The organism is Acidimicrobiales bacterium, assembly GCA_035547835.1.
Taxonomy (GTDB): domain Bacteria; phylum Actinomycetota; class Acidimicrobiia; order Acidimicrobiales; family Iamiaceae; genus DASZTW01.
In genome coordinates this window covers 131,318-144,813 of record DASZTW010000005.1, presented here as the reverse complement: position 1 = coordinate 144,813, position 13,496 = coordinate 131,318, and the positions used below count along the sequence as shown (strand labels likewise).

General features: G+C 69.3%; 14 protein-coding genes. 10 read left to right on the top strand and 4 right to left on the bottom strand.

What is annotated here, in order from left to right; all coding sequences use genetic code 11:
• Positions 1-187 precede the first annotated feature (187 nt).
• Positions 188-958, bottom strand: coding sequence for an SDR family oxidoreductase (locus tag VHA73_03130; GenBank protein HVX17002.1), 771 nt, complete (start codon positions 956-958; stop codon positions 188-190).
• Positions 959-1,130: 172 nt separating this feature from the next.
• Here VHA73_03130 and VHA73_03125 point away from each other — a divergent pair, with 172 nt between their 5' ends.
• Both VHA73_03125 and VHA73_03120 read left to right on the top strand, forming a co-directional pair.
• Positions 1,131-2,387 carry an acyl-CoA dehydrogenase family protein gene (locus tag VHA73_03125; GenBank protein ID HVX17001.1) on the top strand — a complete coding sequence of 419 codons (1,257 nt, stop codon included), beginning with the start codon at positions 1,131-1,133 and terminating at the stop codon, positions 2,385-2,387.
• A 13-nt stretch (positions 2,388-2,400) separates the two neighbouring features.
• Positions 2,401-2,985 carry a DUF308 domain-containing protein gene (locus tag VHA73_03120; GenBank protein ID HVX17000.1) on the top strand — a complete coding sequence of 195 codons (585 nt, stop codon included), beginning with the start codon at positions 2,401-2,403 and terminating at the stop codon, positions 2,983-2,985.
• A 14-nt stretch (positions 2,986-2,999) separates the two neighbouring features.
• Here VHA73_03120 and VHA73_03115 read toward each other — a convergent pair whose 3' ends face one another.
• Genes VHA73_03115 through VHA73_03105 form a run of 3 tightly spaced genes read right to left on the bottom strand, consistent with a single transcriptional unit; the run spans position 3,000 to position 5,246 of the window.
• On the bottom strand, positions 3,000-3,458 hold the full coding sequence (locus VHA73_03115; GenBank protein HVX16999.1) for a peroxiredoxin: 459 nt from the start codon (positions 3,456-3,458) through the stop codon (positions 3,000-3,002).
• Between the two features lie 56 nt (positions 3,459-3,514).
• Positions 3,515-4,075: a DUF1697 domain-containing protein gene (locus tag VHA73_03110; GenBank protein HVX16998.1), complete on the bottom strand. Its 561-nt coding sequence runs from the start codon at positions 4,073-4,075 to the stop codon at positions 3,515-3,517.
• A 22-nt stretch (positions 4,076-4,097) separates the two neighbouring features.
• Positions 4,098-5,246, bottom strand: a complete 1,149-nt coding sequence (locus tag VHA73_03105) for an acyl-CoA dehydrogenase family protein (protein ID HVX16997.1) — start codon at positions 5,244-5,246, stop codon at positions 4,098-4,100.
• A 136-nt stretch (positions 5,247-5,382) separates the two neighbouring features.
• Here VHA73_03105 and VHA73_03100 point away from each other — a divergent pair, with 136 nt between their 5' ends.
• The 8 genes from VHA73_03100 to VHA73_03065 all read left to right on the top strand — a co-directional run bounded on the left by VHA73_03100 (position 5,383) and on the right by VHA73_03065 (position 13,492).
• Positions 5,383-6,171: a TetR family transcriptional regulator gene (locus tag VHA73_03100; protein ID HVX16996.1), complete on the top strand. Its 789-nt coding sequence runs from the start codon at positions 5,383-5,385 to the stop codon at positions 6,169-6,171.
• Positions 6,168-7,064, top strand: a complete 897-nt coding sequence (locus VHA73_03095) for a TauD/TfdA family dioxygenase (GenBank protein ID HVX16995.1) — start codon at positions 6,168-6,170, stop codon at positions 7,062-7,064. The genes VHA73_03100 and VHA73_03095 overlap by 4 nt, the downstream gene beginning before the upstream one ends.
• A gap of 141 nt (positions 7,065-7,205) precedes the next feature.
• Entirely contained in the window at positions 7,206-8,669 is a 1,464-nt protein-coding gene (locus VHA73_03090; protein HVX16994.1) for an ABC transporter substrate-binding protein, read from the top strand.
• 4 nt (positions 8,670-8,673) lie between these two features.
• Complete coding sequence (locus VHA73_03085) at positions 8,674-10,836, top strand: ABC transporter permease (protein ID HVX16993.1); 2,163 nt, start codon at positions 8,674-8,676, stop codon at positions 10,834-10,836.
• Positions 10,836-11,567 carry an ABC transporter ATP-binding protein gene (locus VHA73_03080; protein ID HVX16992.1) on the top strand — a complete coding sequence of 244 codons (732 nt, stop codon included), beginning with the start codon at positions 10,836-10,838 and terminating at the stop codon, positions 11,565-11,567. The genes VHA73_03085 and VHA73_03080 overlap by 1 nt, the downstream gene beginning before the upstream one ends.
• Positions 11,564-12,367 carry an ABC transporter ATP-binding protein gene (locus VHA73_03075; protein HVX16991.1) on the top strand — a complete coding sequence of 268 codons (804 nt, stop codon included), beginning with the start codon at positions 11,564-11,566 and terminating at the stop codon, positions 12,365-12,367. The genes VHA73_03080 and VHA73_03075 overlap by 4 nt, the downstream gene beginning before the upstream one ends.
• A complete protein-coding gene (locus VHA73_03070) occupies positions 12,360-12,818 on the top strand; it encodes a hypothetical protein (GenBank protein HVX16990.1) in 459 nt (152 codons plus the stop codon). The genes VHA73_03075 and VHA73_03070 overlap by 8 nt, the downstream gene beginning before the upstream one ends.
• Positions 12,815-13,492: a thiamine diphosphokinase gene (locus VHA73_03065; GenBank protein ID HVX16989.1), complete on the top strand. Its 678-nt coding sequence runs from the start codon at positions 12,815-12,817 to the stop codon at positions 13,490-13,492. Before VHA73_03070 ends, VHA73_03065 begins: the two co-directional genes overlap by 4 nt.
• Positions 13,493-13,496 lie beyond the last annotated feature (4 nt).

Below are 13,496 nucleotides of genomic sequence, written 5' to 3'. Positions count from 1 at the left end.
CCACCTGGTGGGTGGTCAAGTGCTCACAGCGGGGCGCGGGTTCCCCACCTCCCACCGTGGTGTGAGCAGGTAGCCACCTGGTGGGTGGTCAAGTGCTCACAGCGGGGGGAGGGTTCCCCACCTCCCACGGTGGTGTGAGCAGGTAGCCACCTGGTGGGTGGCCAAGTGCTCACAGCGGGGGGAGGGTTCAGGCGAGGGTGGCGCTGTCGATCCGCAGGTCGGCGCCGTTGAAGATCGACGAGTCGTCCGACGCGGCCCACGCGACGATCTTGCCGAGCTCTTCGGGCTTGGCGCTGCGGCCGAGCGGCATGGCGCGCTGGATCAGCTTCCAGTTGGCGCCTTCGGGCACGGCGAACTCGTTCTGGATGGGCGTCTCCACCGACCCGGGGCTGATCGTGACCGCCCGCAGGCCCTGCTCGGCGTACTCGACCGCCAGCGCCCTCGTCATCGACAGCACGGCGCCTTTCGTGCCGCTGTACGCGGCGCCCCACGGGCAGCCGGCGTGGGCGGCCGTCGACGCGATGTTCACGATCACGCCCCTGCGCTCGAGCAGGTGGGGGAGGGCGGCCCGGCAGACGAGGAACGTGCCGTGCACGTTGACGTCGAACATCTTGCGCCAAGTGGCGAAGTCGAACTCGTGGGTGTGGCCGAACCGCAAGATGCCGGCGATGTTTGCCACGACGTCGAGCCCGCCGAACGCGTCGACGGCCGCGGCGACGTGCGCGCCCACCGCTTGCTCGTCGCTCACGTCGCCGGGCTGCACGATCAACGTGGCGCCCGATCCGCCGGCCTCCGCCACGGCGGCCTCTGCCATCTGCTCGGTCTCGGCGAGGGCCTCGGCGTTGGCATCGATCCCGTAGACCGATGCGCCTTCTGACGCGAACTGCACGAACGACGCCCGCCCGATCCCCGACGCCACGCCGGTGACGAACACGGCCCGACCTTCGAAGCGCTGCATCCAGGTGCCCCTTCCACTGGCGCGAGAAACGAGAACACGTTCTAACACGCCGTCAGGTCGGTGGAGGCCCGCCACCCGATGCCGTGGCGTTTCGCCCTGGGAAGCCGGGCGACGTACGGTGACGGGCCTGGCCGAGCCGTCGCGACGGCAACCACCCGGAGGGGGAACACCGGTGTACGAATGGTCCGACGAGCAGCTGATGGTGCGCGATGCCGTGCGGCGCTTCCTCGAGGAAGAGGTGAAGCCCCACATCGACGACCTCGAGCACGGCGATCTGCCGCCGTACGACATCATCCGCAAGCTGTACGCCACGTTCGGCATGGACACCATGGCGCGGGCCGGCTTCAAGGCCCGCATCGAACACGAGAAGGCCGCCGCCGAGGCCGCGGCGCAGGGCGAGACGTTGCCCCCCAAGCCCGAGCGTGAGGGTGGCGACGGCGGCGCCGCGTCGATGACGCTGATCCCGATCATCGAGCTGTGCCACTACTGCCCGGGCATCGTCACCGCCATGGGCGTGAGCACCGGCCTCGCCGCAGGCACGATCATGAAGAGCGGCACCATCGAGCAAAAGGAGCGCTGGGGCGGCGACTTGCTCACCTTCGAGAAGGTCGGCGCGTGGGCCATCACCGAGCCGAACTCCGGTTCCGACGCGCTCGGCGGCATGCGCACGTCGGCGCGCCGCGACGGCGACGAGTACATCCTCAACGGGAACAAGACCTTCATCACGAACGGTCCGTACGCCGACACGACGGTCGTGTACGCCAAGCTCGACGAAGGCGACAACGCGCCGATGCGCGAGCGCAACGTGTTGGCCTTCATCCTCGACAAAGGCATGGAGGGCTTCGAGCAGTCCAAACCGTTCCGCAAGATGGGACTGCACTCGTCGCCCACCGGCGAGCTGTTCCTCACCGACGTGCGGGTGGGCAAGGACCGGCTGCTCGGCGGCACCGAGGAGATGGGCGGCGGCGGCGGGCGCGAGTCGGCCAAGGCCAACTTCACCACCGAGCGGGCCGGGGTCGCGGCCATGTCGCTCGGCGTGATCGAGGAGTGCCTCGCGCTGTCGATCGACTACGCGAAGAACCGGCTCCTGTGGGAGAAGCCGATCGCCGAGTTCCAGCTGATCCAGGAGAAGCTGGCGCTGATGGAAGTCGCCCGGCTCAACGTGCAGAACCTCGTGTTCCGCTTCGTGGAGATGGCGGCAGCCGGCAAGCAGATGACGCTCGCGGAAGCGTCCGCGCTGAAGCTGTACTCGGCCCGTTCGGCGAGCGAGGTGGCCATGGCGGCGGTGCAGCTGTTCGGCGGCAACGGCTACATGTCGGAGTACCGGGTGGAGCAGCTCGCCCGCGACGCCAAGGTGTTCCAGATCTACGCCGGCACCGACGAGATCCAGATCACCCACATCGCCAAGGACCTGCTGAGCCGGGCGTGATGGGGAGCTCCCGGTGACCGCGCGCCGGCCGCTGGGTCCGCGCCCGCCCGGCACGCTGCTCGACGCGCTGGCGGAGATCACCGGGAAGTGGCACTGGCTGCTCGCCGTCGGCGTGGCCGAAGTGGTGGCCGGGATCGTGGCCGTCGCGTATCCGGGTGTCACGATCGCGGGGCTGGCGGTGGTGGTCGGCATTGCCTTGTTGGTCTTCAGCGTGGCGACGATGATCGCCGCGGCGGGCGTGCCCGCCGGCGTGCCCGGCCGTGGCTGGGCGGTCGGCCTGTCGGTGGCGGGGATCGTGGCGGGGCTCATCGCCCTCACCCGACCCGGCGCAGGCCTCTACGCCGTGCTCGTGGCCCTCGGCGTGTGGCTGGTGGTGGCCGGGATCGACGACTTCGCTCGCGCCGCCACCCATCCCAAGCCCTGGCTGGTCCGCTTGTTCGGTGCGCTGAGCCTCGTGGCCGGCGTCGTAGTGCTGATCGACCCCTGGACCGGCGTCGCCACCGTGGCGCTCGTGGTGGGTCTGTGGTTCATCGTGCGCGGTGTGCTGCACGGGGCCGCCGCCCTGCTGTTACGCCGCGCGTACGACGACCTGCGCTGACGCGGGCGAGCGCGTCAACTGGCGGTGCGCGCTTTCAGGAACTCGAGCGCGTCGTCGGCGTGGCGGTTCATGTTCGTCTCGCTCGAGATCTCCGCGAGCAACTTGCGGTCGGTGCCGATCACGAACGTGTGCCGCTTCACCTTGAGCAAGCTGATCGGGCGGGCGACACCGAACTGCCTGGCCACCGTGCCGTCGTCGTCCGACAGCAACGGGTAGTCAAAGGAGTGCTGGTCGGCGAAGCGCTTCTGCTTGTCGACCGTGTCGAGGCTGATGCCCACTCGCTGCGCGCCCACTTCGGCGTACTCCGCGGCCAAGTCACGAAAGTGGCAGGCCTCCTTGGTGCAGCCCTTCGTCATCGCCGCCGGGTAGAAGAACAGCACCACAGGGCCGTTCTCGAGCAGCGTCGACAGGCGGCGTGGTTGGCCGTCCTGATCCGGCAGCTCGAAGTCCGCGACCTCGTCGCCCACGTTCATGTCGGCCTCCCTGGTGGATCGTCCTTGGCCGCCGCCTGCGGGACAGGCGGTTCTGGTCACAGCTCGCTCAGCGTACGCACCATGGCGATCGAGCGGACGGTGAGGATGCGATCTCGCCCGATGTGGCGAAGCAACCACTGCACGGTCATCTTCGAGCGACCCATCCCGTCGGGGTAGCGCAACAGCAGCTCGCGGCCGCTGACCTCGGCCCGGTCGGGCGCCACGCGGTCCCAATCGGCGTGCTCGAACGCGTCCGGCGGCGGTGGCGAGTCGCAGAACCCGACGTGGAGCGCTTTGGGTCCGTCGGTGGGGTGGCGGTGCGCATCACAGCGGGCCGCGGCGTCGGCGAGCTGGTCCTGGCTGCGGACCACCACTCGCAAGTCCCGGTTGTAGCGGGCCGAGAGGGCGGCGCCGAGTTGGTCGGCGACGTCGCCCGCTTCGAGCGCGGCGGGGGTGTCGACCCGAACGTTGCCCGAGTTGGCGTACGTCTGGACCTCGGTCCAACCGAGCTCGTCGCACACCGCAGCCAAGTCGGCCATGGCGACCTTCAGGCCACCGACGTTGACGGCGCGGAGCAGCGCGACGTGGCGCGCACGGTCTTGCTTCGGGCCGGTCATGTCGGCGGCTCCTGTCGAGTGCTCACACGCCGAGCGAGCGCCCGACGATCTCCTTCATGATCTCGGTGGTGCCGCCGTAGATGGTGGTGATCCGGGCATCGGTGTACGCCCGCGCCACGGGGTACTCGAGCATGTAGCCGTAGCCGCCGTGAAGCTGCACGCAGCGGTCGACCACCCGCTTTTGCAGCTCGGTGCACCACCACTTCGCGGCGGCGGCCTCGTCGGCCGTGAGCTCGCCACGCAGGTGCGCGGCGATGCAGCGGTCGATGTGCGACTGGCCGATCTCGATCTCGGTCTTCATCTCCGCCAGCGCGAACCGGGAGTTCTGGAACGATCCGATCGGTTGGCCGAACGCGGTGCGCTCCTTGACGTACGCGAGCGTCCAGTCGAACGCGGCGCGCGCTGCGGCTACGCCGGCGTTGGCGATCGAAAGCCGTTCCTGCGGCAGGTTGTGCACGAGCTGGAGGAAGCCGGTGCCCTCGTCGCCGAGCCGGTTCACCACCGGCACATGGACGTCGTGGAAGAACAACTCGGCCGTGTCCTGGCTCTTCAGCCCGACTTTGTCGAGGTTGCGGCCGCGCTCGAACCCTTCCATGGCGCGCTCGATCACCAGAAGGCTCATGCCCTTGTGGCGCTGTGTCGGGTCGGTCTTCACCGCGCAGATCACCACGTCGGCGTTGATGCCGTTGGAGATGAACGTCTTTGAGCCGTTGACGATGTAGTGGTCGCCGTCGCGCACCGCCGTCGTCGCCATGCCCGCCAGGTCCGAGCCGATGCCCGGCTCGGTCATCGCCACGGCTGTGATGAGCTCGCCCGACGCGATGCCCGGCAACCAGCGGGCCTTCTGGTCGTCGTTGGTGAGGTGCAAGAAGTAGGGCGTGCAGATGTCGGTGTGGAGGGTGAGGCCGAGCCCGCAGCCGCCGACGCCGGCTCGCTGCACTTCCTCGCCGATCACCGCGTTGTACCGGAAGTCGTCGACCCCGCCGCCGCCGAACTCCTCGGGTATCGCCATGCCGAGAAAGCCGGCCGCGCCAGCCGTCGCGAACAGCTCGCGGGGCACGATCCCTTCGTGCTCCCACCGCTCGAAGTTGGGCACGACCTCCTTGTCGAGGAAGGCCCGGAAGCTGCCCCGGAACATCTCGTGCTCGTCGTCGTACAGGGTCCGCTCCATCCCCGCGACGGTACCGCGCGGCCACAACCGTGCGATTCGTGCAGAAGCGGCGGCTGTAGTGCCACTTCTGCACGAAGAGTCGGGAAGACCTCGGCGAAGGGTCGACAAAGTAAGTCAGTTGCTTTAGAGTGCCGGCATGGCCCGGGGAGAGGCGACGCGGCGACGGATCTTGGAAGCGGCGGAGCGACTGGTCGGCGAGCGAGGTGTCGCCGCGCTGTCGTTGCGGGAGGCGGGGACGATGGCCGGCGCCAGGAACAACTCGGCGGCGATCTACCACTTCGGCTCCAAGGCCGCACTCGTCGACGCCATCTTCGAGCTCCGCATGACCGCGGTGAACGCCCGTCGCGAGGCCCTGCTCGACGATGCAACGCCGTCGGATGCCAACTCTTCGTGCGGAAGTGGCGACACAGCAACCACTTCTGCACGAATCGCAGGATCTCGGTCGGGGGCGGCGGCGGGGTCGGCGGCGGGGTCGGCGGCGGGGTCGGGGTCGGGGGTGAACGATCCGGTACGGGCGTTGGCGGCGGCGTTCGTCGTGCCGTTGGCCGAGTCGCTCGACGAGGCACCCGGATCCACCTGGTACGGCCGGTTTCTCGCCGCCTTCCTGGCCGACCCGGTGGCGTCGGGCCGTCTCACCGAGCTCGATCGCCCCGAGCTGAGCGGGATGCGGCGCTGGATGGTCGAGGTGTCCGCCCTGCTCGACCACTTGCCACCGCCGGTTCGCGACCAGCGCATCGAGCTGGCCGTGCGGCTCACCGTCATGGCGGTGGCCGACTACGAGCGGGCCCGTGACGCCGGCACCCCCGACGCCGGCTCGCCCGCCTGGCTGGCGAGCGGCCTCGTCGACGCCGTCGCCGGGCTGCTGTGCGCCGCACCATCCGACGCCACCCTCAACCTCGTCGCCACTTTGGAGGTCCCCACGTGACGTTCACGATCCGACCCGGCCTGCGTGCCGGCGAGTATCAGCTCCACCGGCTCGGCCCTGGTGCCGACGACAAGCCCTACGAGCGCTTCGACCTGCGCCCGCTCGGCCCCACGATCGGCGCCGAAGTGTACGGGGTCGACGTCGGCCAGCCGCTCAGCCCCGAGCTGTTCGCCGAGCTCGACCGGGCGCTGCTCGAATGGAAGGTGCTGTTCTTCCGTGACCAGCACGTCAGCGGCGCGCAGCACCGCGACTTCGCTCGCAACTGGGGCGAGCTCGAAGTGCATCCCTTCTTGCGGGAGGGCGAGGTACCCGAGGTCGTCCGCTTCGACAAGGGCCCGAAGGAGACGGGCTACGAGAACATCTGGCACAGCGACGTGTCGTGGCGGCTCGAACCATCGCTCGGCTCGATCCTGCGCTGCGTCACGCCGGCCGCGCTCGGCGGCGACACGCTCTGGGCCGACATGTACATGGCGTACGAGTGCCTCGACGAGGAGACCAAGGCCGCCATCGAGGGCCGCACCGCCGTGCACGACTTCTCCGGCACGTTCGGCATGCTGCTCGAACCGGACAAGCTCGCCGAGATGCAGGCGAAATACCCGCCCGCCGAGCACCCGATCGTGCGCACGCATCCGCAGACCGGTCGCAAGATCCTGTACGTCAACGACGTGTTCACCAGCCATGTGGTGGGCATGGAGCCCGACGCCAGCCGGGCGTTGCTCGACCACCTCACAGCCCAGGCTCGCACCCCCGAGTTCCAGTGCCGCTTTCGTTGGGAAGCGGACTCCATCGCGTTCTGGGACAACCGGTGCACGCAGCACTACGCGGTGTCGGACTACGCACCCCAGCGACGCGTCATGGAGCGGGCGACGATCATCGGTGACCGTCCCTGGTGAACCGCACGGGCGCCCGGCGCGGCAACGGTTCCGCACGGCGAGATCGCATAATGTATATCAACCCGCCGACGGGAGGCCCTTGTCAACGGGCGCGGATTGAGGCAGCCTGTCCCGACCGGTCGCAGAGATCAGGGGGTGTCGATGCGTCACCGTCGCGTTGTGTCGCTCGTGTTGGTCGTGGTGGTGCTTGTCGCGGTCACGGCATGCACGCGGCCGAAGGACCAAGTCGAGATCGGCGCCGCGCCGTCCGCCGGCAGCGGGTCGGGCACCCAGACCGGCGCCACGACGTCGAGCGGTGGCAACGGGGGCGGCAACTCGGTCGACCAGGCCATCGCGAACGGTGACTTCGGCACGCTCAAGCAGGTCTGCGGCGGCGGCAAGACCGCGAAGGTCGCGCCTGGCACGCCGGGCATCAGCGGCGACACGATCAGCCTCGGCGTCTTCTCCGATCCCGGCAGCCAGGTCCGCCCCGGGCTGAACCAGGAGCTGTTCGACACGAGCGACGTGTTCACCGCGTGGTGCAACAGCCTCGGCGGCGTCAACGGCCTCAAGCTGAAGGCAAACCACCACGATTCGGCGCTGTTCAACGTCAAGACCGAGATGATCAAGGCCTGCCAGCAGGACTTCTTCCTGGTCGGCGGCGGTGCCGTGTTCGACGACACCGGTGAGTCCACCCGCCTCGAGTGCCTGTTGCCGAACGTCCCCGGCTACGTGGTCACGTTCCGGGCCCGCGGTGCCGACCTGGTCGTCCAGCAGTCGCCGGGCGGCAACACCGCCATCGACTTGGGCATGGCCCGCATGCTCAACGACAAGTTCCCCGACGCCAAGAACCACGTGGGGTTCCTCACCGGCAACCTGCCGTCGCTCACCTCGGTGAACGGCCAGTACAAAGAAGCCGGCCAGCACTTCGGGTGGAAGGTCGTCTACAACGACCTCTATCCCGCGACCGGCGCTTCCACGTGGGTGCCGTATGCCCAGAAGATGAAGCAGGCCGGCGTGAAAGGTCTCTGGTACACGGGTGAGCCGGAGAACCTCGGCAAGCTGATCGCCGCGTTCGGCACCCTCGACTACAAGCTCGACTGGGTGGCGGCGGCCGCCAACGAGTACGACGTCAAGCTCCTGCAGAACGCGGGCTCGGCGTTGGCGAGCGTGCCGGCCTTCGTGCAGATCAACTACGCCCCGTTCGACGAGCAGCCGCCGGCGCCGACCATGGCCGAGTACCAGGCCCTGTACAAGAAGTTCAAGCCGAACGGCAAGAGCCACGCGGCGCTGGGTGAGAACTCGATGTCGGCGTGGCTGCTGTTCGCGACTGGTCTCCGCAAGTGCGCGACCGTGGACCGCAAGTGCGTGTTCGAGGCGCTGAAGTCGATCAAGGGTTGGGACGCAGGCGGCCTGCAAGCGCCGGCCGACCCCGCCCACAACAACGTCCCCGGTCAGTGCTTCGCGGTCATGCGGGCATCACCCGACGGGTTCAGCCTCGTGAAGTGGCACGCCAACCACGGCATCTACAACTGCGACGCCAAGAACGTCGTCGCCTTGAAGGGCAAGTACGGCGAAGGCGCCACGCTCGCGTCGGTGGGCAAGTCGATGGCCGACCTCAAGTAGCGGCGTGGACACCTTCATCACGTACACCGCGCTGGGCCTGGTGATCGCCGCGGGTTACGCCGTGATCTCGAGCGGCCTGGTGCTCACGTACGCGACCACCGGTGTCTTCAACTTCGCGCAGGGCGCCACCGGCATGCTCGCCGCGTTCGTCTACTGGCAGCTGCACGTGTCGTGGGGCTGGAACACGATCGTGTCCCTCGTCGTCACGCTCGGCGTCCTCGCGCCGCTCGCCGGGATCGTGATCGAGTTGCTCTTCCGCGGCCTCCAAGACACGTCGGAGAACACGAAGCTCGTCGTGTCGGTGTCGCTGCTGTTTTCGATGATCGGTTTGGCGAACCTGCTCTGGAAGCCCAACCAGTCTCACGTCGTCCAGCGGTTCTTCGGCAACAACACCGTGCACTGGGGGCCGATCAAGCTGACCTGGCACGACCTCGCGACCGTCGTCGTCGCCATCGTGGTGGCCGTGTTGTTGCGCTGGTTGCTGTACCGGAGCCGGATCGGCGTGGCGATGCGAGCCACGGTCGACGACCCTGCGCTCGGCAGCCTCAACGGGATCCGCACCGTGCGGGTCAGCCAGCTCAGCTGGGTGCTCGGCACGGTCCTGGCCGCCGTCGGCGGCGTGCTGGTGGCACCCGGTGCCGGCCTCGATGCCGTGCTGCTGTCGACGTTGATCGTCAACGCCTACGCGGCGGCGATCTTCGGTCGCCTGCGGTCGCTGTCGATGACGTTCGTCGGCGCCATCGTGCTCGGCCTCGCCGACTCCTACCTGCAGGGCTACCTGCCCCAGAGCCAGTACCTCGCCGGGCTGCGGCTCGCGTCGCCGGTGATCATCTTGTTCATCGCGCTGCTGGTGCTGCCGAGCCCGCGGCTCGCAACGCTGGTGCGGACCCGTGAGTACTTCCCCGCGCCCAGTCGTCGCGGCCTGGTGACGTTCGCGGCGATCGTGCTGGCGGGCGGTCTGATGCTGGCCGCCACGCTGTCGCTGTCCGACCTCAACACGTACGGCTACCTGTTCTCGTTCGGCATCATCGGCCTGTCGCTCGTGCCGCTGTTCGGCTTCGCGAACCAAGTGTCGCTGTGCCAGTTGAGCTTGGCCGGCGTGGGCGCGATCACGATGGCCCATTTCGGCCACCAGGGGAACCCGTTGGGCCTCGTGCTGGCCGTCGTGGTGTCGGCGCTGGTGGGCGCGCTGGTCGCGTTGCCCGCACTGCGGTTGTCGGGGATCTACTTGGCGTTGGCCACCGCCGCGTTCGCGGTGGCGCTCGACCGCTGGGTCTTCACGCTGCCGAACTTCGACCTCGGGCCTTGGACGATCAAGATCTTCGAGGGTGGATCCACCAACGTCGACAACCTCCGGCTCGGAGGTGTGCGCTTCGACAGCCCCAAAGCCCAGTTCGTCTTGCTGGTGGTCGCGTTCACGCTGTGTTGCCTGTTCGTCGGCAGCTTGCGCCGGTCGCGGTTCGGTCGGCGGCTCATCGCGCTCCGCGACAGCGAAGCTGCGTGTGCCACGTTCGGAATGAGCCTCATCGGCACCCGTGTGGCCGTGTTCGCGATCTCGGCCGGTATCGCCGGCCTCGGCGGTGCGCTGTACGGCATGCAGCGCAGCGCCGTGAACCCCGACGACTTCCAGTTCACTGCCGGCCTGCCGCTGTTCATGGTGGTCGCGATCGGCGGAGCGGGCTTCGTGTCCGCAGGCCTGTTCACGGGAGCTTCGCTGTATGGGCTGTTCCCGCTCACCAGCGTGCTCGCGTCGTGGTACACGAGGTTCCAGAACCTCACCGTCGGGTTCGCGGGCATCGGACTCGGTCGGGAGCCGAGCGGCGCGGCGCCACAGTTCCGTCAGGGCTTCGAGCCGCTCACCAACCGCCCACCGCTGATGTGGGGCACGTTGGGCGGCCTTGCGGTGTGGAGCGTGTTGCGCCTCGTCCACGCGTCGGGCAACTGGACGTACGTGATCGGCTTGATCGTGATCGTCGTGGCGGGCGCCGCAGTCGCGGTTCTGCTGGACCGGCGTGAGGCGCTTGCCGGTCGACCGCGGGAGGCGCCCACCCCGCTCGAATGGGTTGGCCTCAGCGAGCCGTGGACCCCCGAGCGGCTCGCCGAGGTGGAACGCGAGCTGGTCCTCGAGGAGTTCTCGCCGGCTGTCGCAGCTGCGAGGGTCCGCTGATGGCGCTCCTCGAAGCACGCGACCTCACGGTGACGTTCGGCGGCAACCGGGCGCTCAGCGGCGCCACGCTGCACGCCGATCCCCGCCACATCACGGGTCTCATCGGTCCGAACGGCGCCGGCAAGACCACGATGTTCAACATCATCTGTGGGTTGTTGAAGCCCGACTCCGGCGACGTGCTGCTGCGCGGCGAGTCCCTCCTCGGCAAGAACCCCACGCGCCGCGCCCGCCTCGGCCTGGCCCGCACGTTCCAGCGTCTCGAGCTGTTCACGATGATGAGCGTCCGCGAGAACGTGCAAGTGGCCGTCGAGACGCAGCGGGCCTTGCGGGCCACGGGTGCCACCCGCCGACGGGTGGACGAGCTGCTCGACCGGGTCGGCTTGCTCGGCCGCGCGGACGAGCGCGTCACGAACCTGCCCACCGGGCAGGCGCGGCTCGTCGAGCTCGCCCGGGCGCTGGCTTGCGATCCTTCCGTGCTGCTCCTCGACGAGCCGGCGTCGGGGCAAGACGACACCGAGACCGCCACCTTCGCCGCCTTGCTGCGCGAGCTCGCGGCCGGCGGGTTGGCCGTGGTGATGGTCGAACACGACATGCGGTTGGTGATGGAGGTCTGCGATCCGATCCACGTGCTCGACTTCGGCCGGGTCCTCGCGGTGGGCAGCCCCGACGAGATCCGCACGAACGAGGCGGTCCTGGCCGCCTATCTCGGGGCCCAGAAGGAGGCGTCGTGACCGACGACCAGCCTCGCTTCCCCCCTCGGCGGCGGGAGCCGCTGCGAGCGGCGCGCGGCCAGACCGGTGCCGGGCGGCCCGGCGCTGCGCTCCTCGACGAAGTGGAACCGTTGCTCGAGTTGCGCGGCGTGCGTGCGGCCTACGGCACGATCGAAGTCATCCACGGGATCGACCTGCGAGTGCTCCCCGGCACGGTGCACGCCATCCTCGGCCCCAACGGCGCCGGCAAGTCCACCTTGTTGAAAGTGGTGTCGGGCCTGCATCCCGCCGCGGCGGGCGACGTGCTCCTTGCGGGGCGCCGCGTCAACGGTCTGCCCGCCGACGCGCTGGCGCGCCGGGGGCTGTGCATGGTGCCGGAAGGTCGGGGCATCTTCCCGAACCTGTCCGTTGCCGAGAACCTCTGGTTGATGACGCATTCAGGGCAGCGGCGGGCACAGATCGAGGACGTCGCGTACGCGCGGTTTCCCCGGTTGGCAGAGCGCCGGCACCAAGTGGCCGGCACGCTGTCGGGCGGCGAGCAGCAGATGCTGGCGATGGCCCGCGGCCTCACGACCGACCCCGCCTTGTTGTTGCTCGACGAGCTGTCGATGGGGCTGGCGCCACTGATCGTCGAGGAGCTGTACGAGCTCGTCGCGTCGGTGGCCGCTGCCGGGGTGTCGATCGTGGTCGTCGAGCAGTTCGCACGCGTGGTGCTCGGCGTCGCCGACCGTGCCACGGTCATGGCACACGGCCAGATCATCCGCGACGGCACTCCTGCGGAGCTCGAATCCACCATCACGGAGGCATATCTCGGTGGCTGAGGAACTCGAACCCACGTCCCTGTCGGCCGATGACGCGTCGTCCGACGACGCCGCAGGCGGCGGGAGCGACACGTCGCCGGCCGCGGGCGCGCCGGTGAACGGCGACCGCGTCGCGCGCTTTCGCGCCGAGGTCGCCGAGCTCGGGCTCCGCGACCCGGTCGTGAACCGCGAGCGGACGTTCATCCGCCTCGGCGCGGTGGCGATGGCGTTGGGCGTGGTGTGGGTGATCGTTTCGTACTTCGTGGGCCACAGCACCCGGAACCCGCTGCAGCAACGTGACATGGTCGTCAGCGCACTGTTCGGCTTGACGCTCGTGGTCGTCGGCGGGGTCTTGTACCTGCGGTACTCGTTCGGCCGCTTCCTGCGCTTCTGGCTGGCGCGCTCGGCCTTCGAGCAGGCCCAGCAGACCGAACAGCTCGTCGAGGCGCTGCGCGGCACCGGCGACAAGTGAGCCGACCGTCCGTCGCCGTCGTAACCGGCGGGGGACCATTGGGTGGCGCCGCCGCACGGGCCGCCGCGCTCTGCTCGGTGATCATCGCCGCGGACTCCGGTGCCGGGCACGCCCTCGACGCGGGACTCCCGGTCCATCACGTGGTCGGTGACCTCGACTCGATCCCTGCCAGCGTGCTCGCCGCGGTCGAGGGGGCCGGCGCCGCCGTCCACCGCCACCCGAGCGACAAGGACGAGACGGACTTGGAGCTGGCACTCGACCTTGCGATCTCGCTCGAGCCGGACGCGCTCGTGGTGGTCGGGGGCGCCGGGGGCCGGCTCGATCACCTGCTGGCCAACGTGGCGGTGCTCGGGCCCGTGGCCGTCGCCTTGGGCGCGCACGCGCCGGTCGAGGCGTGGTACGGCGGGTCGCGCTTGGCGATTGCCGTGCCGGCCCGCAGCGTGTCGGTGGGCGGCGCACCCGGCTCGCTCGTCACCCTCCTCGCCCTCCATGGGCCCGCGCACGGCGTGCGGACGGTCGGGCTGCGCTGGCAGCTCGACGGTGACGCGCTGGAGCCTGGCGTGGCCCGGGGCGTGAGCAACGAGCTCACCGGCGCGACGGCCGGCGTCGCAGTCGACGGGGGGATCGTGACCGTGATCCAACCGGAAGCCGAACATCTGGGCGACACGCACTAGAAAC